We start from the raw sequence: 23,276 nt of genomic DNA on the forward strand, positions 1-23,276 counted from the left end.
TCCTCGAAAGCTGTTACGTCAAGAAGAAACGACGTTGTCGTCATATAAAGATGACAACCGTTTCTCGTAGAAATATAAGCATTTTGTATAGTGAAAAACCTATACTTTCTTATATTTTAAGAAGAACTGCAGTGCCGTTCTTAAGGAGCCATACTCCAGAAGCGGGCGATACTCTGTATCGCTCCATGCGGCACTGTTTCTCGTAAAATACAAGGCAAGTCAAGCACAGTGCTTAACTGTTCTTGTATTTTTAAGACTGAGCGTTCGCTCCGGCCACGATCTCGGTAATTTCCTGCGTAATTGCCGCCTGACGGGCACGGTTGTACGTAAGGGTAAGTTCTCCGATCATTTTCGACGCGTTCTTTGTTGCACTGCCCATCGCTGTCATTTTCGCACCCAGCTCACTGGCCTTGCCATCCAGAATTGCGCTATAAATTAAAGTTTCAGCGTATTTCGGAAGTAGCACTTCGAGTACGCCTTCTGGTGAAGGTTCATATTCGTAATTTGCAGTCGCTTCATGATGCTCATGATTTCCTACGCCTTCCATAGGCAACAATCGATCAACAGTTGGAATCTGGGTAATCGCATTGACGAATTGGTTATAACAAACGTACAGCTCATCATACGTACCATCTACAAACTGTTGTACTGCCGAATTAGCGATAGACTTGATGTCAGCAAACTTCGGCGCATCCGATAGCTCAGTAACCTCCTGTACAATCGGATATTCACGGCGGCGTAAGAAGTCACGGCCTTTACGACCGATAACGAACAAGGCGTACTCATCTTTGGATTTATGGCGTTCCGCGATGAGCATCGTCACCTTACGTAAAATATTAGCGTTGTATCCACCCGCAAGCCCTCTATCAGAGGTCACGATAAGATAACCAGTTTTTTTCACAGGCCGACTGACCAGCATAGGATGTTGAACGCCTTCTGTACCGGCAGCAATGCTCGATACAACCTCTTTCAGCTTCTCAGCATAAGGACGGGCGGCAATCGCCTTCTCCTGAGCTTTTCTCAGCTTGGAGGCAGCTACCATTTCCATCGCTTTTGTGATCTGTCTTGTGTTTTGAACACTCTTAATTTGACGTTTAATATCACGCATGCTTCTTGCCATGATTTCACCACCTTAGAGCTTTGACGGAGTCAAAGCTAACTTCGTAAGCATCTTCTTAGCTTTGACGAATTCAAAGCTAACTTTATAAGTAATAGCCTGAGCTTCGGCAGTGCCAAAGCTCACTTAATAAGATTTGTTTACGCGCGATCTATATTAGCTAGTAGCAAAGCCTCTTTTAAATTTATCAATTGCAGCTTTAAGAGCGGCTTCGTTATCGGCTGTCAAATCCTTGGTATCTCTGATGGATTGAGCAACTTCAGCAGCACTGCTATCCATGTAAGCAAGGAATTCCTTTTCAAAACGTTTTACGTCCTTAACAGGAATATCATCCAAATACCCTTTTACAGCTGTGTACAAGCTAAGCACTTGATGCTCAACAGACAACGGCTGATTTACACCTTGTTTCAGAACTTCCATCATACGCGCTCCGCGATTCAGACGAGCAAGCGTGGATTTATCAAGATCTGAGCCAAACTGTGAGAATGCTTGAAGTTCACGATATTGAGCAAGATCCAAACGAAGCGAGCCTGCTACCTTCTTCATCGCTTTAATCTGAGCGGAACCCCCTACACGGGAAACGGAGATACCGACATTGATTGCCGGACGTTGTCCAGAGTAGAACAGATCAGACTCAAGGAAGATTTGACCATCTGTAATCGAGATTACGTTCGTAGGAATGTAAGCCGATACGTCAGATGCTTGTGTTTCGATGAACGGAAGCGCGGTTAATGAACCACCACCAAGCTCATCACTAAGCTTAGCCGCACGCTCCAAAAGACGGGAGTGCAAGTAGAACACGTCACCAGGGAATGCTTCACGACCCGGTGGACGACGAAGCAGCAAGGACAATTCGCGATAAGCCGAAGCTTGTTTTGAAAGGTCATCATAAATGATCAATACGTGTTCGCCCTTGTACATGAAGTATTCGCCCATTGCGCAACCTGCGTATGGAGCAATATACAACAGTGGGGATGGCTCGGAAGCCGAAGCAGTTACAACGATTGTATATTCCAACGCGCCATGGCGGCGAAGAGTTTCTACAACCTGTGCTACTGTAGATTGTTTTTGTCCAATGGCAACATAAATACATTTCATGCCGTTGCCTTTTTGGTTGATAATCGCATCGATTGCGATTGCAGTCTTACCAGTTTGACGGTCACCAATGATAAGTTCGCGTTGTCCACGACCAATTGGTACCATCGCGTCAATCGCTTTAAGGCCAGTTTGCATTGGCTCATGAACCGATTTACGGTCAATAACACCAGGAGCGTTATTCTCAACCGGACGGAACTCCGTCGTTTGAATTGGGCCTTTACCGTCAAGCGGCATACCGAGTGCATTAACTACACGACCCAAAAGGGCCTCTCCCACTGGAACTTGCATGATTTGTCCAGTACGTTTTACTTGATCGCCTTCACGAATTTCCTTGTACTCACCCAGAATAACAACACCGACGTTGCTTTCTTCCAGATTGAGCGCCATGCCCACTACTCCGTTGGAGAACTCTAGCAACTCGCCTGCCATTGCGTTTTCCAGACCGTAGACACGAGCGATACCGTCTCCGACTTGAATGACGGTGCCCACTTCGGCAACTTCGATATCGGCTTTATATTGCTCAATTTGACTTTTGATCAAAGTGCTGATCTCTTCAGGTCTGATGCCCAATATCCTCACCCCTATCTTCTATGCTTATCATTAAAGGATTTCTCGAGACGTTCCAATTTACTAGACAGACTGCCGTCATACAGCGTATCGCCGATATAAACTTTCAGTCCTCCCAGCAGGCTTGGATCTACCACATTCGTAACCCGGATTTTACGGTTTACGAGCTGGCCAAATTCTGCAGCTACAGCCGCTTGTTCTTCTTCACTTAAAGAATAAACGGAGTATACCTTAGCATCACCAATGCCAAGAGCGTCTCCTTCAATCTTGATATACGTATCCAGCAGTTCGGCAAAAATATCGGTTCTGCCCCGCTCTACTAACAGTTCTACAATGTTCATCACGATAGGAGAGAGCTTATCTTGAAGTGCTGTGCGCAGCACTTTCAGCTTGTCGGACTCCGAGATACGTGGTGCAAGAATAAACCGCTGTACCTCTAGGTCTGAGTGTAATACTTCGACCACTGCCTTGAGCTGTTCTTCTACTTCAAGGGTAATCCCCTTCTCTACCGCTGCACTGTACAATGCTTTAGCGTAGCGCTTGGCAACTACCGTATCGCGGCTCATGATCGGCCTCCTACCTCATTGAGGTATTGGTTCACAAGCTGCTCCTGCTCACTGCTAGCGCTAACTTCTTTCTTAAGAAGTTTAGAAGCAATACGAACAGATGCCGTTCCAATTTCGCTGCGCAACTCTTCCACTGCTTTATTCTTCTCGTTCTCGATATCGCGCACGGCCTCTTCTTTGACGCGTGCAGCTTCAACTTTAGCTTGCGCCAAAGCTTGTTCTACCTGTTGATTACTAGTAATTTGCGATTGTTGAATAATCTGTTGAGCTTCCTGGCGTGCACTGTTCAGCGCTTGCTTCTGCTCTTCCACATACGCGACCGCTTGCTCTCTAGTCTTCGCAGCTTCATCCATTTGCTGCATTACTAGCTCACGGCGCTTCTCCATCACTGCGAACAATTTGCTGAACGCATACTTACTGAGCAAGAAATATAGAATCCCAAAGGCTACAATTGAAAATACGATGTTTGTCCAAACAATTTCCACTGAGGTCACTCCCTTCCGTTACCGCGTCATGCGGACGTATACAAAAGTAAGGCGCGGATGGCACTGGCCGTCCCCGCCAAACCGTAAATACGGTTTATTAAGAAAACATGATCAGGAATGCGATAACTGTTGCTGCCAACGGAATAACTTCGACGATACCTACACCGATAAACATTGTTGTTTGTAGGGCATTACGAGCTTCTGGCTGACGAGCGATGGACTCAACTGTTCTACTAACGATCATACCGTTACCAAGACCTGCGCCAAGTGCACCCAATCCAACCGCTATTGCTGCTGCTAAAAATTCCATTTGTAAATATCCTCCTTTAATTTCGGTTCATATTGTGTTTAATGATATAAGATATCTCCCGCGAAAGAAAATCAGACGATAGCCGTTCTCTTCGCAGCAGTTCATTAATGTGCTTCTTCTTCGTGAATCGTCATCTGTGCGATATAAACCATCGTCAGAATCGTAAAGATAAACGCCTGTAGTGCCCCGACGAAAATACTGAAGCCTTGCCATACAGCCAGGAACGGAATACTGAGAATCCCCAGTTTCAAAATGACTGTAATCAGTACTTCTCCGGCAAAAATGTTAGCAAATAGACGAATAGCCAAAGCTACTGGTTTTGCCAAGTTCTCGATAATGTTCAGTGGCAAAAAGATTGGAAACGGCTCAATATAGTGTTTGAAATAATGCTTTCCATTGAGCTTAATGCCCAGGAAGTTCATCAGTATAAACACAATAATTGCCAATCCTGCAGTGATATTAATGTCAGCAGTCGGCGACTTGTACCATAAGATCTCAACATGATCACCATGCGCCAAGTTCTTGGTTGCTTCAATCACATGGCCAAACACAGTTACAGGTCCATGTGCTTCAGTTACAACTGAGAAAGGCAATCCAAGAAGGTTGGAAACAAAGATAAACAGAATCAACGTTAGCCCCAAAGATATGTAAGGTTTTCCTTTCTTCAGGTCCATGGCACTGCTAATGACACCCTCTACAAATTCAACAACCCATTCCATAAAATTCTGAAGCTTAGATGGATTCTCAACCGAAAGCTTACGAACCGACAGCATCACCAGTACAAATACTACTGTACAACTGATCAGAAGCATCAATACGGCTGATATATCTATCGGTATTCCCCCGACAAAGATTTTCGGCATCTCATGCATAGTATCATCCCCCTTTCTCTTTAATCTGGTTAAAGTTTGTTCTTCACACTCAGATATATCCCCGCAGGAATGGCGAGAAGCTGAGGAATGAATACGCCCGAAACAGTTGCTACCAGGGAGAAATGCTCAATCTTGACCGCGAACATGGTGACCAAAATTGCAAAACTAATCCGTGTAACAAAACCGAGGCTGAAGGCATTCCCTTCGTTGCTCGCAATCGACTGCGTTACCCGTCGAACCTTGACGGCCAGATAACGAAAGTTTACCAATCCCGCCACCAGACCCAGAGTCATGCCCAGCGTAGTCTCCCTGGTCTCATGATGAAGCGCCCAGCCCATTAAGAGTCCTGCCATAAGGACGAGCGTAACTCTAGTGACGGTATTGATCATGGGAGTCATATTATCCATTCTGCTCCCCCAAAAATTTTTTAATTAACAGGACGACGTTCATAATCCCCAGAATCATTCCGGTTATTGTGCCAATGGCGAGCCAATATTTCGGACCCTCCATCAGGTCTTTCAGCCACCTTGCCGCAAAAAAACCAATAACAATGTAAGCGGCGAGTATAGTGCCTGCACTTCCAATGATAAGCGCGGTCTGTAACAAGCTGTCCCTGCTATTTTGTTCTTTCATTGGCAACAATCCCAACTAATTTTACTGAATTTCTGGAGACTTTGTCAATTCATTGAACATTGCCTAAAAACCCTTGAAAACATGAAAATAATCACAGCAAAATGTTCCAAAACCATATAAACCGTACAGTTTGACTGTATGGTGTTTTTAATCAGCTCAGATAATACTTTAAATGAAATTATTTATTTTTTGTGAACATTCTGTGAAACTCTTCAGGACGTTCCTTATTTACACCGAAATGGTGCAAAATCGCATTGACAATTCGTTGGGAGGCTTTGCCATCTCCGTACGGGTTGGCGGCCCGACTCATCGACTGATAGAGCTCATTATCAGTCAAAAGAGCATGTGTCCGTTCATACACCTTCTCCTCGTCCGTGCCCACAAGCTCCAGCGTTCCAGCATCTATCCCTTCAGGACGCTCCGTCGTATCACGAAGCACAAGGACGGGAACTCCATATGAAGGAGCTTCCTCTTGCAAACCGCCGGAATCGGTTAAAATCAAGTGGGTATGCGGATAAAAATTATGCAAATCCACGACATCCAGCGGATCAATCAGCTTAATTCTTGGATGTCCACCCAGAATTTCATGTGCAGGTTCCTTAACAGCAGGACTCGGATGCACAGGATAAACAATGGCAACATCTTCGAATTCATCAGCGATTCTTTTAACAGCTCGGAAGATATTACGATGCGGTTCACCTTGCGATTCTCTGCGGTGAGCAGTCATCAAAATAAGTCTTTTTCCTGAAGCAAAATCCAAAACAGGATGCCGATAATCCGGCTGTACGGTATATTGAAACACATCGGTTACGGTGTTGCCTGTGATATAAATACTTGATTCTTTTTTGTTCTCGTGTTTCAAATTGCTAGCTGACCAATCGGTCGGAGCAAAATGCAGATCGGCCAATACACCTGTTAGTTGACGGTTCATTTCCTCAGGATAAGGAGACAGTTTGTTCCATGTCCGAAGTCCTGCTTCTACGTGCCCAACCTGAATTTGCTGCAGGAAGGAGGCATAGCTCGCAAGGAACGTTGTTAATGTGTCCCCATGCACCAGTACGATATCAGGCTTAACCTCTTTCAGTACAGGCTCCAAGCCTTCAAGCACACGAATAGTAATCTCATTCAGCGTCTGACGGTCTTTCATCACATCCAGATCGTAATCAGGAGTGATCTTAAACACTTCCAACACTTGGTCAAGGAGTTCTCTATGCTGTGCTGTTACACAAACAATTGATTCGATATGCTCAGGATGCTTCTCTAGTTCAAGAACTAGAGGAGCCATCTTGATCGCCTCGGGGCGCACTCCGAAAACAGTCATCACTTTAATTTTGGACATAACCCCTACCCTCTCATCAAAAAATTCAAATATTTCATATCCCTAATCACGAATTGCTATTTACTTAGTTCCGTACAAACGGTCTCCCGCATCGCCAAGTCCCGGAACGATATATCCATGTTCATTCAAATGATCATCAAGCGCAGCTACGTAAATATCTACATCTGGATGAGCTTCTTGAACTGCAGCAACACCTTCTGGAGCCGCAATCAAGTTCATCATTTTAATTTGTGTACAGCCACGCTTCTTCAACGAGGTAATAGCAGCAATCGCAGATCCCCCTGTAGCCAGCATTGGATCGATTACGATTAGCTCGCGTTCCTGTACGTCTGTAGGAAGCTTAATGTAATACTCAACCGGTTGAAGTGTGTCCGGATCACGGAACAAGCCAACATGTCCTACTTTAGCAGCAGGGAGAAGCTTCAGAACGCCCTCAAGCATCCCTAGGCCCGCACGAAGAATAGGAATAAGCCCAAGCATTCTTCCCGAAATCACTTTACTTTCCGTTTCAGTGACCGGTGTCTGTACCGTAATGGTCTCTAGAGGAATATCACGTGTAATCTCATAAGCCATCAATGTGGCAACTTCATCAACATGCTCTCTAAAATCCTTTGTGTTTGTTCTTACATCGCGAATAAATGTTAGTTTGTGTTGAATTAAAGGATGATCGCAAATCACCAATTTTCCCATTTTAATGTCCCTCCGGTAATTGTAAGTCTTGTCTATAACCTCAGAAAGCGCTTTTGCTTCTCAGTGGCTAAATCCTGTCTATTATAGCATTCCCTTCGCTTCATTTCACCTAGAAAGGCACTTGTATCCATATTGAACACATTCCTATTGTATATCCTTGACCTGAAAGGTAATGATTGGTTGAAACAATCAACCTTTCACTTATAAAACCTAGATTATGTTGTGCAAGTTTTACTTTTTCATACTATTCACATTTTTTTCACTATTGTTTATGAAAGTTCCATGAACTTTCATAAACAATTTCATCGTTTTTCCATCCATTCCCTATGTAATATTGTGAACAATAAACAACAAAAAACCTCCACCAAATCCTAAAATCAGGACTTGATAGAGGTGAACTCATTAATGAATACAAATAAGAACTAGTATTTCAGTTCCGGATAAAGTGGGTACTGGTCTGTCAAATCAGCAACTTGACGAGCTGCCTCTGCCAATTTCGCTTCGTCCTTAGGATTCTTCAGAACATTAGCAATAATGCGGCCAATAACTACCATTGCTTGCTCGTCCATACCACGGGAAGTGACTGCAGGTGTACCAATACGAATACCACTAGTTACAAAAGGACTCGTAGGATCAAATGGAATTGCGTTTTTATTCACGGTGATTCCGATGGAATCTAGTACTTTTTCCGCATCTTTTCCGGTAATGTTCAGGTTACGGGTATCAAGCAACATCAAGTGGTTATCCGTACCACCGGATACAATGTTAACCCCTTCGCTAATCAGCGTCTCCGCAAGAACATTTGCATTCTTCACTACATTCTCAGCATAAGTCTTAAAGGAAGGCTGCAAGGCTTCACCAAACGCAACTGCTTTTGACGCAATGACATGCATCAGTGGTCCGCCTTGGGAACCAGGGAATACAGCTTTATCGATCGCAGCAGCCCATGGCTGTCTGCACATAATCATACCTCCGCGAGGACCGCGTAAAGTCTTGTGTGTAGTAGTTGTAACAAAATGAGCATGAGGTACCGGGCTTGGATGAAGGCCAGCAGCAACAAGACCTGCGATATGGGCCATGTCTACCATAAACAGAGCGCCGACATCATTGGCAATAGCACCAAGTTTTTCGAAATCAATAATCCGTGGATACGCACTTGCACCAGCAACAATCAATTTAGGACGGTGCTTAAAGGCTGCTTTGCGTACTTCATCATAATCAATCAGGAAAGTATCTTCTTGCACACCATAGGCAACAAAGTTATACAGCAATCCGGAAGCATTTACTGGACTACCGTGCGTTAAATGTCCGCCATGCGCCAAGTTCATACCAAGAACAGTGTCACCCGGGTTTAGCGCCGCCAAATAAACAGCCATGTTCGCTTGTGCTCCGGAGTGCGGTTGTACGTTAACATGCTCCGCACCGAACAATTCTTTTGCACGATCACGAGCTAAATTCTCAACGATATCTACATCTTCACAGCCGCCATAATAACGTTTGCCTGGATAGCCCTCTGCATATTTATTCGTAAGCACCGAGCCCATAGCTTCCATTACGGCTTCGCTAACGATATTCTCTGAGGCAATAAGCTCAATGTTGGCACGTTGACGTTTCAGTTCCAGTTCCATCGCTTCCAGTACTGCCGGGTCACTCTTACGTAATTGTTCCATGTTCTTATTTCCTCCCTAGTGTGTGTAGATATGTTGTATTTAAGTAGAAACGATTTGCCCGCCATAATAAGGCTTTAGGTCTGCGTTTCTGCAAAAAATATAAAACTAAATTATTAATCACAACTCTGTAAACCACTCTGCTCTGGAGCTCGATAAACAGCACGCTCGCCGCCAATAAGCGGGGGTCTGGTCCAGGCTGCATTCACCCTAGCTGCTCCAATGTAGCGTAAGGTCGGTCGAAATGGAACCGCTACCCGGCGTAAATGCATCCCTATAAGCGTCTCACCAATGTCTAAACCCGCGTGCGCTTCTATTGTTTCCGCCAAAACAGGATCTTTCATAGAGCGATAGGCAGCAGCCGCCATCGAACCTCCAGCCCCCGGTATGGGTACAGCTGAAACTTCTTTTAACCCAAGCGACTCTAACAAAGAGCGTTCCATTACAAGCGCACGATTCAGATGCTCGCAGCACTGATAAACGGGATGAAATCCTTTTTCCGCTGCGACCAAACGGACCCCTTCGAGCAATTGCTGTGCGACTTCAAGCGCACCACCAGTTCCAATTCGGACACCAGCGACCTCACTTGTGCTAACTCCAACGACAACAACTTTACCTGATCCAAGGTTACCAGCTTCCGCCAACTCCTTTAACACAGTGACGGTGGCTTCAGTTAAAGATAGATCCACAACTTCGTCCATCACTCAACCTCCTCAAGCTTCAAACAAGCTTTATTTAAACAAAAAAGAGCAGTCCGCAGGTAGCTGCGGATTTGCTCTTTTGCCCAGGCGACCGGCCGTTTATTCCGATGCTCCATCGTGGTTTGATCCACATTTGTCGCCAGTTACATCGGAACCGATTAGTTGTATTTTCATCTTAAAGCAAAGCAGACCGAAAATCAACCATTTACATATGGCGTAAAGATTCCAGTTTATCTAGCAAACTAAACAGCGCAGTGCGAATTTCAGCAGCAGTAAGCTCATAATCCTCACGCGTACCCCCAAAAGGATCGGAAATATCAAAGCTCGGAATCCGTTGGCGGATTTCAATCATTCGCTGCAGATCCGTTGCGTTGGGTTCACCGCCTAGAGCAATACTCAACTCAGCATCTGCATATAGGCTGTCCAATTCCTTAATATCCTCAGTTACAGCTTCTTCGTTATGCACATATTCCTTCAATGTATATGTTTTAGTTACGGCATCCGGAAAATACTGTAGCAAATGCTGCTTATGTCCACTGGTCAGGGTCAGCACAAGATCGGCCCAAGCAACGGATTGCCCTGTTAATTGCGACGACTCCAAATGATCATGAATGCCTTCTTCCTGCAAAATAGCTGCAGCATGTCTCGATATAGAAGTGCCGGAAATGGCGGATACACCTGCAGACCGCACTTCCAGGTCGATTCCACGTTCCTTCGCGAGCTTTCGTAAAAGCCCCTCAGCCATAGGACTACGGCATGTATTACCGGTGCAGACGAATAAAATATGCAGCATGCTTTTGCACCCCCATGAAATTAAAATATTGTAATGCCGTTATTGTATCAAAAGATGAATAGCAAGCCAAACCCCAATAAAATAGCCCCGCCCAGCGCTTCACCATAATCCCCGAGTCCACGACTGACATGCCGCCCAAGAAGTAAGCCTACAATCGACATCAGACCTCCACAGACACCGAAAGCTAGTATAGTCAGAAGGACACCATTTACAAACATCCCTAAGGATACCCCAACAGAAAAAGAGTCCACACTCACACTGAGTGAAAGAAGCAGCATCCCCCATAAGGTTCGGTGATTCATAGCTCGCGTTCCTACCACTTCCGGACGAAAGGAGTTATACACCATATGTCCGCCTAACAGCACAAGAAGTCCTCCGGCGGCATAAGTCGTTACTTGACCTAGCAACTGCCCGACATAACTTCCCGTTAATAAACCCAGAAGAGGCATCAGCATATGAAAAAAAGCAATGAGCACACTCATTTGCAGAACATGCAACAGACGAATCCCCTTCATCCCGATACCTACACCGAGCGAAAAAGCATCCATTCCTAATGCAATCGCCATTATGGCAATAGTAACCGTCTGCCCCCAACCGGCATATACATCTCCTATGCCCATGCTTAACCCCCCAAGTCCGAAATATCTTGTACAACAACGATATGCGGACAAGGGGGTAATCATGACTTCATAGGAGATTTCAGCTTAGAATAAGCGGTGCTAAGCTGGGTAGACTAGGCGCCGTAACTATCCGGCGTCAATCACGGAACCACCGGCGGCTTTCATAAGCCGGTTCATAATGGCAGCGCCGAGGCCCGTATACGGACAAGCCTCGGCCAAGATGTAAGTCGCTCCCGCTTCATCGAAGCGCCGCAGCGCGGCATATAGGGAGCGTGCACCTTCCTCCGGCGAGGATAACGAGCCGAGGGAGAGAACAAAGGCGGCAGGGTCGGCGGGATAGAGAGGCTTATGCTCCTCGAAGAGGAGCAAGCCCGTTATTTCGCCACTCAGTTGCGCCGCCTGAAGTAGACTCGCGGCTTCTTCCGCAACTCGTTGCGGGGAAGATCCGCGTACTACACCGAGCCAGCCGCGCGGCGCGTAGTGCGTGTACTTCATGCCCGGCGCGCGCGGCGCCGAGTTGTCGGCAGCTTCTGCACCGGAATATTCCTGCGGTGCAGTGCCTTTTGGAACTTCCACAGCGATGGAAGTTCCAAATTCCTTAACCGCAGCTGGCTCAGCAGCAATTGCTTCTGCCCCCACTACAGCAGCCAACTGCTCTGAAGTAATTCCGCCGGGGCGCAGCACGGCAACCCTTCCATCCGGCTGCACCTGCACTACGGTTGACTCCAGTCCAACTCCCGCGGCGCCGCCATCTAGAACACCATCAATATATCCGGACAAATCTTCCATCACATGCGAAGCTAAGGTCGGACTCGGACGACCCGAACGGTTAGCACTCGGTGCCGCAACAGGACAGCCCGCTGCACTGATCAGCGCCAAAGCTACCGGATGGTCAGGCATACGTACACCCACCGTGTCCAAGCCTGCCGTCACAGAAGGCGACAAAACACCTGCACGAACAGGAAGCACAACTGTCAGCGGTCCAGGCCAATATGCATCCATCAACGCTGCAGCCGTAGGATGCACTTCTGTAACCAACTCTTCCAAAGCACCTGAATCGGCAATGTGCACGATTAAGGGATTGTCAGACGGTCGCCCTTTTGCCGCAAAAACAGCCTCAACCGCTGCTGTATTCCGTGCATCTGCTCCAAGTCCGTAGACCGTTTCGGTTGGAAAAGCGACCGTTCCTCCTTCGCAAAGCATGGCTGCCGCCTCTACTATAGCTAACTTATTCTCTTCACTTGGCTGAAGCACATCTGAATCAGGAGCTGCATGTTCCAACAAATCCAGCTTCCAATAAACAGTCTCATCCCTATTTTCACTCCTCCGCTGAACGGCGAATAAAGGATCGTTTGGTTCATTCATTCTCATCACAGGCTTTCTACAGGATATATATTGAACACTAGCTTTTCTAGCAAACTTAGAATAAATACTCAGAATATCCATTCCTTCTAATCTTACCAAAAAGCGGCCCCAATGAAGGAGCCGCAGTCGATCTACTTATGAAATAGTAACATATCTAGGTTCAAAACTATAGACCATTTCCGCCAAAACCAAAGAGCTAGCTTCAGCAATTACGACCATAATCCCGAAATCCAGTTCCAAAGATTTTGCAGCAGCTCCCAAACGAAGAACCGCACCTCTGGCTCTGCGGAATCCGCTGCCGCAGCGTCCTTTGCTGAAGAATCTGCTTGTACAGCTGTTCCTACTGCTGGTTGAGCCTTAACTCCGCTATCTGTCCCAGCAGCCGAGACGGTCTTCGCCCCTTTGTTAGCAGCAGGTGCTGCCGCATCTCCGGAGCCTGCATCGATAAAGCACAGCGGTGGAAACAGTACACACCACCAGTTCTGACCCTTCCCTTCACCTAACGTAACCCGTACAGCCTCGTACTCTCCAGCCGGATAAACTGTGCCGCCGTATAATTTAGTCGGAAAAGGAACCACTCCGAGCTCCACTTTATAGGAGTATTGAATACCACGTTTCTCCAGCTCCGAGCCAACCAGTGCATTAAGCTCTGGCAGATGGGTTCTAATTAAAGCACGTGCCTGTTCTAAACTCTGCGGATCCTCCAGTGCAGTAACCCACTGGTTCATTTGCTCCACGATGGTATCACGGATTTGCCGTTTCACTAGCTGATCTTGCGTTCCGTCCGAATTCGCTAAAATACGCAGCCGGATAGAATCCTGTGGAATGGTTACTTCGGCTACTGCCGCATCGGTTTTTTGACCCTCCCAGGCCATGATAACAATCATAAAAAAACAAATTAAAATGGCAGTATACTTAAAAGTTACACGTAAGGAATCTCTTTTATCCATATGATTATCGTTCATTTGTTGCAGCCCCTCTCCTCTTAACACTCATGCTAGTAGTATGTCCAGAGATGAGAGACTGCAAACCTATGAATCTATTAAATCTATAACTTTAAAGCAAGCGCCTTAGGCAGCTGTAAATCTTCCTCAACATCCCGCCCATAAAGGTGCACACTCATCACAATCCCCATACAGGCCATATTGATTAAAAGTGACGTGCCTCCATAGCTGATAAATGGAAGTGTAATTCCCGTAAGCGGCATTAGACCGATAAAAGCTCCAATATTTTCTAAGATCTGATATAGCAGCATGGCCGTAATTCCAATAATTAAAAATGGGCCGCTACGCTCCCTGCTCTCTAGGGCAATCAATATCATCCGATGAAGAAGGATAAAGAATAGCAACAGCAGCAGCGCTGAACCCACGAACCCAAACTCCTCCGCAATCTGTACGAATATAGCATCCGAATAGGTATAAGGAACACGGTTACTCTGCACAGAGCTTCCTTGCATGTACCCCTCGCCGCTCATTCCTCCGGAGGCAATAGCCACTTTAGCATTTTTCGTGTGATAGCTTGCATCATCTGACGCCAAATCAGGTACGAGCCATGGATCAAAACGATCTACTAAATGCTTCCTGCCAAGGGTCTCCTCAAAAAAATGAACCGCTTCATCATGATAATGTATATAGCTCAGAATTCCTGCAAGACCCAATCCGCCAACTATAATTAGCCCGATGAGCGCATGTGAAATTTTGATATTCCCGATCCACAGAAGTCCGATCAATATAACGATGTAACTTAGCGCATTCCCCAGATCATTCTGTACAATCACTATAACAAAAGGGAGCAATGTAAGAAGCGCCAGCGGGACGACTCCCTTCCAGAAGGTTAAGGTAGCCCCTTGTTTACGGACCAGAATAGACGCGAGTAAAAGAATCAATATCAACTTAAAAAGCTCCGCAGGTTGAAAGCTAAGACCGCCTATCTCCAGCCCCAGTTGTGCACCGTTCTTCACCTTACCAAAAAAACTTACTGACACCAGCAGACCTATACCCAAAATATAAATATAAAGAGCATATTTCACAAATATCCTGTAATCCACAAAAGTAAGCACAAAGAAAGCTACAAACCCTACAATATAGTATTTCAGCATTTGTAAATGGAAGCCATCTAGCTTCTGAACTAATCTACCATTAGTCACGCTATATATGGAAAAAATACTAATGACCATCAGCATAACTAGAACAATAAGGATCACACTATCGATTTTCTTGAGCTTTTCAAGCATACGTAAACCCCTTACTCTATTAAGGTTCCAACCGCCCTCACCCGAGGAAGGTCGCTCCTTTCTATTGTAGAGCATTTGAGGTTACAATTCCAAATTTATGTAATGCATCCGAATTAAGAGATTCATCTTTCGGATCAGAGGACGGATATCTTCATTTATAAAAAAAACCGTCAGTTCCTATCCATAAAAGATAAGGTTCTGACGGTTTTTTTGATTACGTGTTATACCTGTTTGGCAGCTGCATAAGGAGTAGGCTTAGGCAAATCTTCCTCTACATCCTGACCATGCAGACGCACACTCATTACCAGTCCAATGCTGGCCATGTTGATAAGCAGGGATGTACCCCCAAAGCTAATGAAAGGCAACGTGATACCTGTCAACGGCATCAAGCCAATAAACGCGCCGATATTCTCAAAAATCTGATACAGCATCATCGCGACAATGCCGACGATCAGAAACGGACCCGCTCGATCTCTGGATTCCAGCGCGATCAGAATCATTCGGTGTATCAGGATAAAATATAGTAGCAGCACAAATGCAGAACCTACGAATCCAAATTCCTCGGCAATCTGCACAAAGATGGAGTCCGAATACGTATAAGGCACTCGATCCGTCTGAACAGAACTGCCGTTCATATAGCCCTCGCCACTCATCCCACCTGAGGCAATCGCCAGTTTGGCGTTTTTAGTATGATAAAGAGCTTTCGCTGTTGCTTTGTCCGGAACAAGCCAGGGGTCGAAACGTTCGATCCAGTGTGAGCGGCCAATATCCGTGAGGAACGTTTTAATTTCATCATGATAATGGATGTAACTCATAATTCCGGCAATCGCAGAACTCGCTACAATCACTAGCCCTATTAAGGCATGAGTGTACTTAATGTTACCAATCCATAACAGACCTGCAAGAATCACAATGTAAGACAAGGCATTCCCAAGGTCATTCTGTGTAAGGACAATAAGGAACGGAAATAAGGTCAATAGACCCAGCGGCACAACATCCCGCCAAAATAAGAGCTTACTCTTATTCTTTCGGACGAGCATAGCTGCCAGGAATAGAATCAATATCAGCTTAAATAGCTCGGCAGGTTGAAGACTCAGTCCACCAGGGAGGGACAACCAGCCTTGGGCATTATTTTTGGTCTCTCCCAAAAAGCTTACGAGGACCAGAATACCTATCCCAAACAAATAAATATATAACGCGTATTTCACTAAAATTCTGTAATCTAAAAAGGTCATTCCAATAAAAGCAATAAAGCCAATTGCATAATACATCATCATACGGATATGATGTCCGTCCAGCTTTTCTCTTCCATGTGTCACACTATATATGGCGAAGATGCTGACAGTCATGAGCAATAACAGAACGACTACGATAGCACCATCAATCTTCTTAATCTTCTGAAGCACGTTCTGCCTCCCTACTCTAAATCTGGGCTTTCTTTTATAGTTCTCTAAGAAGTCCGGTTAAATTCTATTGTAAAGGAAGTCGGATTAAAAATACAATTTCAATACCCGAGCACCAGAACTCCCCTGCATAACATGCAGAATTATCGTGCTATACCTAGCACATGACGCGGAATTCCAGCCAGATCATTAATGGTGATGATCTCTTTCCAATGGCCGGCCGCGACAAGCAGTTCGGCCACTTGCTCGGCTTGTCCGAAGCCGAGTTCAAAGCCAATCAGGCGCGGCGGTGCCGGGAGCAGCGCCAGCTGCTCCATCATGCGGCGGTAAGGGTCCAACCCGTCCGCTCCGCCATCCAGCGCAGTGCGCGGCTCATGGTCGCGCACCTCACGCTGCAGCCCGGCGATATCCTCGCCGGGAATGTACGGCGGGTTGGAGACGAGAATATCCGTCTCCATCCCCGCGAACGGCTCGAGCAGATCGCCGAGCCGAAAGTCCACGGCTGTGCCGGAGCGCATCGCATTGCGCTTCGCCACAGCTAGGGCCGCCGGCGAAATATCGCCGGCGCAGACCCGCCACGCCGGCGCTTCCGCCGCCAGCGTGACGGAGATCGCTCCGCTGCCGGCGCCGATGTCGACGGCGGTCAGCGGCCGTGCGGCGCGTCCACTTTCCGCGTCGCCCGCACGATCTTGCGCTGCCGCTAACGAAGCAGCGCCTTCTTTTTGCGCCGCTTCACCCAGCGCAACCATGCCGTCCGGCCACAGCTCCGCGCCGTACCGCAAAATCGCCTCGACCAGTAACTCCGTCTCTGGCCGCGGGATCAGAACATCAGGCGTCACTTCAAAGGGACGCCCGTAGAACTCTTGCTCGCCGATAATATACTGCACCGGCTCACCCTTACTCCGGCGGGTAACTCCCGCCTCCCACACTTCTTTAACCGCAGCTGGAAAAGGATCCGCCAGCACCATGTAATACGCTGCTCCGGACAAGCCAAGCACATGCTCAAGTAGCAATTGCGCGCTGCGCTGCGGTTCATTACAACCGCTCTGGCTCAAAAAAGAAGAAGCCTCCGCAAAGGCTTCCCGGATGCTTTTCACTTCCGACATGACAAATACGCCATCGTTCAAAGCATTATTATCCATTGTCCATACTATCCATCAAATCAGCTTGTTCAGCAATTGAAAGAGCCGAAATAATTTCAGTGATTTCTCCGTTCATAACCTGCTCCAAACGGTGCAGTGTCAAGCCAATGCGATGATCTGTAACCCGGCTCTGCGGGAAGTTATACGTCCGGATACGCTCACTTCGATCACCCGTACCTACTTTGCTCTTCCGTTCACCAGCATACTTCGCTTCTTCTTCCTGCCGTTTCATATCAGAGATACGGGCACGAAGCACTTGTAGCGCTTTTTCCTTATTGGAGTTCTGTGACTTACCATCCTGACAAGTAGCAACAATGCCCGTAGGTACATGAGTTACACGTACTGCAGACTTGGTCGTATTTACAGACTGTCCACCTGCACCACTTGAACAGAAGGTATCCACACGAATGTCTTTATCATGGATTTCAATTTCAAATGCCTCAGCTTCCGGCATCACCGATACTGTAGAAGTAGAGGTGTGAATACGTCCACCGGATTCAGTTGCTGGGATACGCTGTACGCGATGCGCACCACTTTCGTATTTCAGCTTGCTGTATGCACCACGGCCGTTAATAAGGAAGATGACCTCTTTAAATCCACCAAGGTCACTCGCATTGACATCCATTAGCTCCACGCGCCAGCCTTGTGAATCTGCAAACCGGGTGTACATTCGGTAAAGGTCGGAAGCGAACAATGCCGCTTCATCTCCACCCGCTGCACCACGAATTTCGACGATTACGTTCTTATCATCATTCGGGTCTTTGGGCAGCAGCAATACACGGATTTGCTCTTCCAGCTCTACCTGACGTTTGGAAAGGTCGTCAATTTCCATCTTGACCATTTCCTTCATCTCATCATCAAGCTTTTCGCCTTGCATTTGTTTAGCGGCTTCAAGCTCTTCCATTACACTCTTATATTCAGTATACGCCTCAAAAGCAGGCTGTAGGTCTGATTGTTCTTTGGAATAATCCCTCAGTTTCTTACTGTCGTTTGCAACATCCGGATCACAAAGCAGTTCACTGAGCTTCTCATAGCGGTCCGCCAGGGATTGCAATCGGTCCAACAAGGGAATTCACCTCTCCTAGTTCAATTTCAAATTCGCAAATAAAGCGATTAAAACATATGTCATAAAAATAGATATACGACTTTATATTATACCAAAGATATTGTGAAATGGCTACAGTTCTGTACGCGTAAATGCCATAATAAATGACTTATATTTTAAAAAAGGACCATCCCAGCAGTAGATACCCCTACCGACTGAGATGACCCTCATATCCTTAGTACGCTTCAGTCCTCTTAAACGTTGAAACGGAAATGCATAACGTCGCCGTCTTGCACCAAATATTCTTTACCTTCAAGACGCAATTGACCACGTTCTTTCGCACCATTCATAGAGCCTGCTGCCACAAGATCTGCGTAAGCCACTACCTCAGCACGGATAAATCCACGTTCAAAATCTGTGTGAATTACACCAGCAGCGCCGGGCGCTTTAGTTCCCTTACGAATGGTCCATGCACGAACTTCCTGAACGCCTGCTGTGAAATACGTATACAAGCCTAGCAGCTTGTAAGCCGCTTTGATCAAACGGTTCAAACCAGATTCTTCTAGCCCAAGTTCTTCTAGGAACATCGCTTTATCTTCGCCCTCAAGCTCGGCAATTTCAGCTTCTACTTTAGCACTGATCGGAACAACTTCAGCACCCTCAGTTGCTGCAAATTCACGCACTTGCTGCACATAAGGATTATCCTCTGCACTTGCTACTTCTTCTTCGCTTACATTCGCTGCATACAGCACTGGCTTCAATGTTAACAAATGAAGATCACGGATAATAAGCTTCTCGTCATCGGACAATTCTATACTACGTGCAGGTTTATCTTCGTAGAGCACTTCTTTGACACGTTCAAGCAGTTCAACTTCTTGAGCGTATTTCTTATCGCCGCCCTTGATGTTCTTACGGGAACGCTCAATCCGCTTCTCAATGCTCTCAATGTCAGCAAGGATCAGTTCCAAATTAATGGTCTGAATGTCGCTGATCGGATTTACTTTTCCATCCACGTGGGTAACGTTCTCATCTTCAAAACAACGAACGACATGAACGATAGCGTCTACTTCGCGGATATGAGCTAGGAACTTGTTGCCTAGTCCTTCACCTTTACTCGCACCGCGCACAAGACCAGCGATATCAACAAATTCAAAAGCAGTAGGTACAGTCTTGTTAGGTTGTACCAGCTCAGTCAGTTTATCAAGACGTTCGTCCGGAACTTCAACGACACCAACGTTAGGGTCAATCGTGCAAAAAGGGTAGTTTGCGGATTCTGCTCCCGCTTGCGTTATTGCATTAAACAATGTGGATTTTCCTACGTTAGGAAGACCGACGATTCCCGCTTTCAAAGCCATTTATATGACAACTCCTATTTTCAGCTAAATTGATCATCCGAATAAGTAATACGATCTAAACCATTATATATTAGAACATATTCTCCAGCAACACCGGATGTCTTGCAGATGTGTCAATCCAGCCTTATCCAAGCGCACCCATTCATTGGGAAGCCGCAAGTTCCAATACCTTTTTAATCGCCGGCTGATCCAATAGAGATTTAGAGGTATCGGGATCAACCTCTACATCAGGGACCGTCTTCACTTCCTCGTTGCAGCTTCCATCAGAGTTAAGACCCATCTCAAAGGAAAATCTGAATACATAACCGCTATTAGGCAATGCAACGACAAGTGGATCCATACCTAGTCCATCCCCACCTGTTCTGCCACCAACAACCGTCGCAAACCCGGTGCCTTTTGCAAATGCTGCAAAACCTTCCGACGCTGAATACACAGAGCTATCTACCAGCAAATAGATTTCCCCTTTAAATCCAACAGATTCTTTAGGGATTACTACAGCTGTATTTTTACTATATGTCTTAAACATTTTTAATGCTTCGGATGGTAAATTAGGCAGCTGTTCGTTTTTGATGTTGGTAATAGGCTGCTGCCCCCTTGTGATCTGACGTGCCTGCATAAAGGTCTCAGCATAGTTGCCTCTTGTATAAAGTAAGTATGTCTTGTATTCGATAGGTTTATTAATCAGCAGAGGAGCAATATGAGCTCTCCAGTAATTGCTGTTTCCTCCGCCATTTCCGCGGATATCTAGAATTAGTGTCTTATAATCTTTAACTTCTATTAAAAAATCACGAATCTCAGAACTGTCCATTTCCATGAGACTGCCTTCAAAGCTACGCATGCCTAGATACGCTATTTGATCAGGCTCTATAATGACCTTTTTTACATTGCCGGAAGTCTTTCCTGTCTGACTCCCCGCCTCACCACTATTTATATCATTATTGCTTTCATTAGGACTTTGCTGCTCCGCTAAAGGTTTCTGGTTGTACCGAGCCAACACATTTGGCTGTTGAAACACGTTGATCCAAGGCTCATAGCCAAAACCTGCCTGAACATAGGTGTTTAGATACCATGGATATTCTTCCTTAGATAAAAAATTCGTATGCCCATTGTTTAACCTGCTAAGTACGAATCTCATTCGTCTAAAAAACTCATCATCTGTCTTCACTGCTGCAATTTTATTGCGGTACTCCTCTTTGTTCGCAAGCCAATCCTCGCCGTTGAGACGCTTATTTACCTCTAGGAATGGGTAGTTCTCCTCAATAATCTTCCACATATAATCAAAATCCTCTAATCTTTGTTCCACTGTCAATGGAGACACCGCTGCTCCTGGCAGTTCTTCCACTACCTTTGAAGAGGCTACCGGCGCAACCGGACTTGCCTGAACTTGCTCCGACTCCAATTGCTTTTTCCCTGGTAAATCCCCACGGTTGCAACTAACCAGTAACAGTATTGCAGCTACAGAAAAAGCCGCTGGTAATACAAACCTTGGTCTCACCTTAATCCCCCTTCCAATATTGCATATAACCGAATCCATTTTCAGGAATTTATTTAATAATCATATTTTTCTATTAATCCTAATTCAAATATATTTATCACAATTATTTACATCAAATTTTAGGGCAACAAAAAAAGACCTCCTTCGAGGTCTCCATGAATAACATTATAGATCTTTAGACATCGTAATGTCGGTTACGGTATATCCCATTTTTTTGTACAGCTCAAATGCACGATTGTTCTGACCGAAGACATGTAACCCGATTCTGGTGACATTCATCTCACGGGCTTCCTCATCAAGTGCGATCATAGCCTGCTTGCCATAACCTTTGCTCTGATACGGTTCAAAAATGTAGAAATCATAAATGAAAGCCTCTCGGCCACCGCGGCCTTCACTTACATTAAACCAGATATATCCAACCTGAGTATCACTACTTATCTCTACTATAGAATATAGATAAGCACCATCTGTGTTCAACCCTTTGGGCAGAGACTGTGAAATGGCTTCCTCAGATAGCTTCATCGCGATTTCAGGATCCCAAGCACCGGCTTTAATCTTATCTTCCGCATAGTCACGAGTAGCTTGACCTAAGAAAAATTGAAAAGCGGATTCATCCATATGGACCAGTTTAATCATTATCTTTTTCACTTCCTCACTTCTATATTTATTACATCCTTCTATTTACGTATTAAACGGGAAGTCCCACGTAAAGTTGCTAAATCGGGAGCACCGATACCGAACATCGCTATCTTAAGTTCCAGCTCCACTTGAGCTAGTGCAGCTTCGAGCGCCTCTTCAGAATCTACTGCCGGTCCTAACAGATTACGTCCAAAGCCTGCTAAATCAGCACCGAGGGCTAATGCCTTCGCAGCATCCACGCCATGCTTCAAGCCGCCGCTGCCAATCAAAGCCCCCTTTGGGGAGACAGCACGTACCTCTGCAATGCAATCTGCGGTTGGAGTACCCCAGTCCGCGAAGGCTTCAGCCGCTGCGCGCCGTATAGGATCTACACTGCGGAACTTCTCCACCTGACTCCAGGATGTTCCGCCTGCACCCGCCACATCAACAAAGGCTACCCCTGCATTATAAAGACGCCCTGCTGTATCACCGTCAATACCCCAGCCGACTTCTTTTACACCTACAGGAACCTCAAGTGTACGACATACTTTTTCTATCTGAGATAACAAGGACGCAAAACCAGTATTCCCTTCCGGTTGGAAGACCTCTTGAAGACCATTGAGATGCAATACAAGAAAATCCGCACCGGCAATATCCACAGCTCGGCGACATTCCTCCACTCCGAAGCCATAAGATAACTGTACCGCGCCAATATTAGCAATAACCGGAATATCAGGCGCTTTGTCACGTACATAAAAGGTTTCGGTTAGCTCAGAGCGCTCCACTGCTGCTCGGACAGAACCAACACCCAGCGCCCACCCTCGACGCTGCGCTGCCTCCGCCAGCCGAGCATTAATAGCTCCAGTTGCTTTACTGCCGCCTGTCATCGAGCTGATCAACAGCGGTGTTCGCAGCTCGCGTTCCAGGAACGTAGTCTGCAATGATATATCATCGAAATTCAGCTCTGGAAGAGCATTATGCCGAAATCGGTAATGTTCAAACCCCGTAGTCACACCGACGCCACCGACTTCTTCATTTAGACAAAGACGTACATGTTCTATTTTGCGTTCACCTGTCCTTGATGCAGGCATTAAAGACTTGTCTGAACCTTCTACAGTCGGTAGGTCATTGCCATGATCCGCGCCAGACTGCCTATTCGCAT

The 23,276-nt window shown here is 46.1% G+C and carries 24 protein-coding genes and 1 riboswitch; all 24 genes read right to left on the reverse strand.

The genetic code is table 11. From position 1 onward, the window contains the following. Positions 1-250: 250 nt before the first annotated feature. The 24 genes from atpG to fni all read right to left on the reverse strand — a co-directional run bounded on the left by atpG (position 251) and on the right by fni (position 23,205). A complete protein-coding gene (gene atpG / locus ACDZ28_RS06055) occupies positions 251-1,120 on the reverse strand; it encodes an ATP synthase F1 subunit gamma (protein WP_042131368.1) in 870 nt (289 codons plus the stop codon). Between the two features lie 153 nt (positions 1,121-1,273). Beyond that, entirely contained in the window at positions 1,274-2,785 is a 1,512-nt protein-coding gene (gene atpA, locus ACDZ28_RS06060) for a F0F1 ATP synthase subunit alpha (RefSeq protein WP_042131369.1), read from the reverse strand. Positions 2,786-2,796: 11 nt separating this feature from the next. After that, positions 2,797-3,348, reverse strand: coding sequence for a F0F1 ATP synthase subunit delta (locus tag ACDZ28_RS06065; RefSeq protein WP_042131370.1), 552 nt, complete (start codon positions 3,346-3,348; stop codon positions 2,797-2,799). After that, on the reverse strand, positions 3,345-3,833 hold the full coding sequence (gene atpF, locus ACDZ28_RS06070) for a F0F1 ATP synthase subunit B (RefSeq protein ID WP_042131371.1): 489 nt from the start codon (positions 3,831-3,833) through the stop codon (positions 3,345-3,347). The genes ACDZ28_RS06065 and atpF overlap by 4 nt, the downstream gene beginning before the upstream one ends. Positions 3,834-3,930: 97 nt before the next feature. Further along, a complete protein-coding gene (atpE, locus tag ACDZ28_RS06075) occupies positions 3,931-4,143 on the reverse strand; it encodes a F0F1 ATP synthase subunit C (RefSeq protein ID WP_039877624.1) in 213 nt (70 codons plus the stop codon). Positions 4,144-4,247: 104 nt separating this feature from the next. Continuing rightward, positions 4,248-5,015 carry a F0F1 ATP synthase subunit A gene (gene atpB, locus ACDZ28_RS06080; protein ID WP_042131372.1) on the reverse strand — a complete coding sequence of 256 codons (768 nt, stop codon included), beginning with the start codon at positions 5,013-5,015 and terminating at the stop codon, positions 4,248-4,250. Between the two features lie 29 nt (positions 5,016-5,044). Then, complete coding sequence (locus ACDZ28_RS06085) at positions 5,045-5,422, reverse strand: ATP synthase subunit I (RefSeq protein ID WP_042131373.1); 378 nt, start codon at positions 5,420-5,422, stop codon at positions 5,045-5,047. Continuing rightward, positions 5,415-5,648 carry an AtpZ/AtpI family protein gene (locus ACDZ28_RS06090; protein WP_076119036.1) on the reverse strand — a complete coding sequence of 78 codons (234 nt, stop codon included), beginning with the start codon at positions 5,646-5,648 and terminating at the stop codon, positions 5,415-5,417. The genes ACDZ28_RS06085 and ACDZ28_RS06090 overlap by 8 nt, the downstream gene beginning before the upstream one ends. A gap of 178 nt (positions 5,649-5,826) precedes the next feature. Next, a complete protein-coding gene (wecB, locus tag ACDZ28_RS06095) occupies positions 5,827-6,987 on the reverse strand; it encodes a non-hydrolyzing UDP-N-acetylglucosamine 2-epimerase (protein ID WP_076119034.1) in 1,161 nt (386 codons plus the stop codon). A gap of 60 nt (positions 6,988-7,047) precedes the next feature. Continuing rightward, positions 7,048-7,677 carry a uracil phosphoribosyltransferase gene (gene upp / locus ACDZ28_RS06100; protein ID WP_042131376.1) on the reverse strand — a complete coding sequence of 210 codons (630 nt, stop codon included), beginning with the start codon at positions 7,675-7,677 and terminating at the stop codon, positions 7,048-7,050. A 422-nt stretch (positions 7,678-8,099) separates the two neighbouring features. Further along, positions 8,100-9,347 (reverse strand): serine hydroxymethyltransferase, encoded by a 1,248-nt coding sequence (glyA, locus tag ACDZ28_RS06105; RefSeq protein WP_042131377.1) that lies wholly within the window; start codon positions 9,345-9,347, stop codon positions 8,100-8,102. A 113-nt stretch (positions 9,348-9,460) separates the two neighbouring features. Further along, entirely contained in the window at positions 9,461-10,045 is a 585-nt protein-coding gene (locus tag ACDZ28_RS06110) for a TIGR01440 family protein (RefSeq protein ID WP_042131378.1), read from the reverse strand. A 74-nt stretch (positions 10,046-10,119) separates the two neighbouring features. Next, positions 10,120-10,202, reverse strand: a riboswitch (ZMP/ZTP riboswitch). Between the two features lie 48 nt (positions 10,203-10,250). Further along, positions 10,251-10,838 (reverse strand): low molecular weight protein arginine phosphatase, encoded by a 588-nt coding sequence (locus tag ACDZ28_RS06115; protein ID WP_042131379.1) that lies wholly within the window; start codon positions 10,836-10,838, stop codon positions 10,251-10,253. A 47-nt stretch (positions 10,839-10,885) separates the two neighbouring features. Beyond that, positions 10,886-11,458 (reverse strand): manganese efflux pump, encoded by a 573-nt coding sequence (locus ACDZ28_RS06120; protein ID WP_042131380.1) that lies wholly within the window; start codon positions 11,456-11,458, stop codon positions 10,886-10,888. Positions 11,459-11,584: 126 nt separating this feature from the next. Continuing rightward, positions 11,585-12,823: an L-threonylcarbamoyladenylate synthase gene (locus ACDZ28_RS06125; RefSeq protein ID WP_375104217.1), complete on the reverse strand. Its 1,239-nt coding sequence runs from the start codon at positions 12,821-12,823 to the stop codon at positions 11,585-11,587. A gap of 209 nt (positions 12,824-13,032) precedes the next feature. Next, positions 13,033-13,788, reverse strand: coding sequence for a stage II sporulation protein R (spoIIR, locus tag ACDZ28_RS06130; RefSeq protein WP_375104218.1), 756 nt, complete (start codon positions 13,786-13,788; stop codon positions 13,033-13,035). A gap of 83 nt (positions 13,789-13,871) precedes the next feature. Further along, complete coding sequence (locus tag ACDZ28_RS06135) at positions 13,872-15,056, reverse strand: FtsW/RodA/SpoVE family cell cycle protein (protein WP_339288388.1); 1,185 nt, start codon at positions 15,054-15,056, stop codon at positions 13,872-13,874. Between the two features lie 221 nt (positions 15,057-15,277). Continuing rightward, positions 15,278-16,462 (reverse strand): FtsW/RodA/SpoVE family cell cycle protein, encoded by a 1,185-nt coding sequence (locus ACDZ28_RS06140; RefSeq protein WP_042131382.1) that lies wholly within the window; start codon positions 16,460-16,462, stop codon positions 15,278-15,280. Between the two features lie 140 nt (positions 16,463-16,602). Continuing rightward, entirely contained in the window at positions 16,603-17,601 is a 999-nt protein-coding gene (gene prmC, locus ACDZ28_RS06145) for a peptide chain release factor N(5)-glutamine methyltransferase (RefSeq protein ID WP_339288389.1), read from the reverse strand. Then, positions 17,594-18,667 carry a peptide chain release factor 1 gene (gene prfA, locus ACDZ28_RS06150; RefSeq protein ID WP_042192496.1) on the reverse strand — a complete coding sequence of 358 codons (1,074 nt, stop codon included), beginning with the start codon at positions 18,665-18,667 and terminating at the stop codon, positions 17,594-17,596. The genes prmC and prfA overlap by 8 nt, the downstream gene beginning before the upstream one ends. Before the next feature lie 233 nt (positions 18,668-18,900). Further along, on the reverse strand, positions 18,901-20,001 hold the full coding sequence (gene ychF / locus ACDZ28_RS06155) for a redox-regulated ATPase YchF (protein ID WP_042131387.1): 1,101 nt from the start codon (positions 19,999-20,001) through the stop codon (positions 18,901-18,903). A gap of 142 nt (positions 20,002-20,143) precedes the next feature. After that, complete coding sequence (locus ACDZ28_RS06160; protein WP_375104219.1) at positions 20,144-21,496, reverse strand: S41 family peptidase; 1,353 nt, start codon at positions 21,494-21,496, stop codon at positions 20,144-20,146. Positions 21,497-21,661: 165 nt separating this feature from the next. Then, positions 21,662-22,132 carry a GNAT family N-acetyltransferase gene (locus tag ACDZ28_RS06165; protein WP_339288393.1) on the reverse strand — a complete coding sequence of 157 codons (471 nt, stop codon included), beginning with the start codon at positions 22,130-22,132 and terminating at the stop codon, positions 21,662-21,664. Between the two features lie 41 nt (positions 22,133-22,173). Further along, positions 22,174-23,205 (reverse strand): type 2 isopentenyl-diphosphate Delta-isomerase, encoded by a 1,032-nt coding sequence (gene fni, locus ACDZ28_RS06170; protein ID WP_339291503.1) that lies wholly within the window; start codon positions 23,203-23,205, stop codon positions 22,174-22,176. Positions 23,206-23,276: the final 71 nt, after the last annotated feature.

The organism is Paenibacillus sp. RS8 (assembly GCF_041956825.1).
Classification (GTDB): Bacteria; Bacillota; Bacilli; order Paenibacillales; family Paenibacillaceae; genus Paenibacillus_AQ.

What these genes read in the sequence shown, in the direction of transcription:
- atpG (WP_042131368.1), bottom strand. Translation starts at nt 1,120, where the DNA reads ATGGCAAGAAGCATGCGTGATATTAAACGTCAAATTAAGAGTGTTCAA.
- ACDZ28_RS06065 (WP_042131370.1), bottom strand. Translation starts at nt 3,348, where the DNA reads ATGAGCCGCGATACGGTAGTTGCCAAGCGCTACGCTAAAGCATTGTAC.
- atpE (WP_039877624.1), bottom strand. Translation starts at nt 4,143, where the DNA reads ATGGAATTTTTAGCAGCAGCAATAGCGGTTGGATTGGGTGCACTTGGC.
- atpB (WP_042131372.1), bottom strand. Translation starts at nt 5,015, where the DNA reads ATGCATGAGATGCCGAAAATCTTTGTCGGGGGAATACCGATAGATATA.
- ACDZ28_RS06085 (WP_042131373.1), bottom strand. Translation starts at nt 5,422, where the DNA reads ATGGATAATATGACTCCCATGATCAATACCGTCACTAGAGTTACGCTC.
- ACDZ28_RS06090 (WP_076119036.1), bottom strand. Translation starts at nt 5,648, where the DNA reads ATGAAAGAACAAAATAGCAGGGACAGCTTGTTACAGACCGCGCTTATC.
- wecB (WP_076119034.1), bottom strand. Translation starts at nt 6,987, where the DNA reads ATGTCCAAAATTAAAGTGATGACTGTTTTCGGAGTGCGCCCCGAGGCG.
- upp (WP_042131376.1), bottom strand. Translation starts at nt 7,677, where the DNA reads ATGGGAAAATTGGTGATTTGCGATCATCCTTTAATTCAACACAAACTA.
- glyA (WP_042131377.1), bottom strand. Translation starts at nt 9,347, where the DNA reads ATGGAACAATTACGTAAGAGTGACCCGGCAGTACTGGAAGCGATGGAA.
- ACDZ28_RS06110 (WP_042131378.1), bottom strand. Translation starts at nt 10,045, where the DNA reads ATGGACGAAGTTGTGGATCTATCTTTAACTGAAGCCACCGTCACTGTG.
- ACDZ28_RS06115 (WP_042131379.1), bottom strand. Translation starts at nt 10,838, where the DNA reads ATGCTGCATATTTTATTCGTCTGCACCGGTAATACATGCCGTAGTCCT.
- ACDZ28_RS06120 (WP_042131380.1), bottom strand. Translation starts at nt 11,458, where the DNA reads ATGGGCATAGGAGATGTATATGCCGGTTGGGGGCAGACGGTTACTATT.
- ACDZ28_RS06125 (WP_375104217.1), bottom strand. Translation starts at nt 12,823, where the DNA reads ATGAATGAACCAAACGATCCTTTATTCGCCGTTCAGCGGAGGAGTGAA.
- spoIIR (WP_375104218.1), bottom strand. Translation starts at nt 13,788, where the DNA reads ATGAACGATAATCATATGGATAAAAGAGATTCCTTACGTGTAACTTTT.
- ACDZ28_RS06135 (WP_339288388.1), bottom strand. Translation starts at nt 15,056, where the DNA reads ATGCTTGAAAAGCTCAAGAAAATCGATAGTGTGATCCTTATTGTTCTA.
- prmC (WP_339288389.1), bottom strand. Translation starts at nt 17,601, where the DNA reads ATGGATAATAATGCTTTGAACGATGGCGTATTTGTCATGTCGGAAGTG.
- ychF (WP_042131387.1), bottom strand. Translation starts at nt 20,001, where the DNA reads ATGGCTTTGAAAGCGGGAATCGTCGGTCTTCCTAACGTAGGAAAATCC.
- ACDZ28_RS06165 (WP_339288393.1), bottom strand. Translation starts at nt 22,132, where the DNA reads ATGATTAAACTGGTCCATATGGATGAATCCGCTTTTCAATTTTTCTTA.
- fni (WP_339291503.1), bottom strand. Translation starts at nt 23,205, where the DNA reads ATGCCTGCATCAAGGACAGGTGAACGCAAAATAGAACATGTACGTCTT.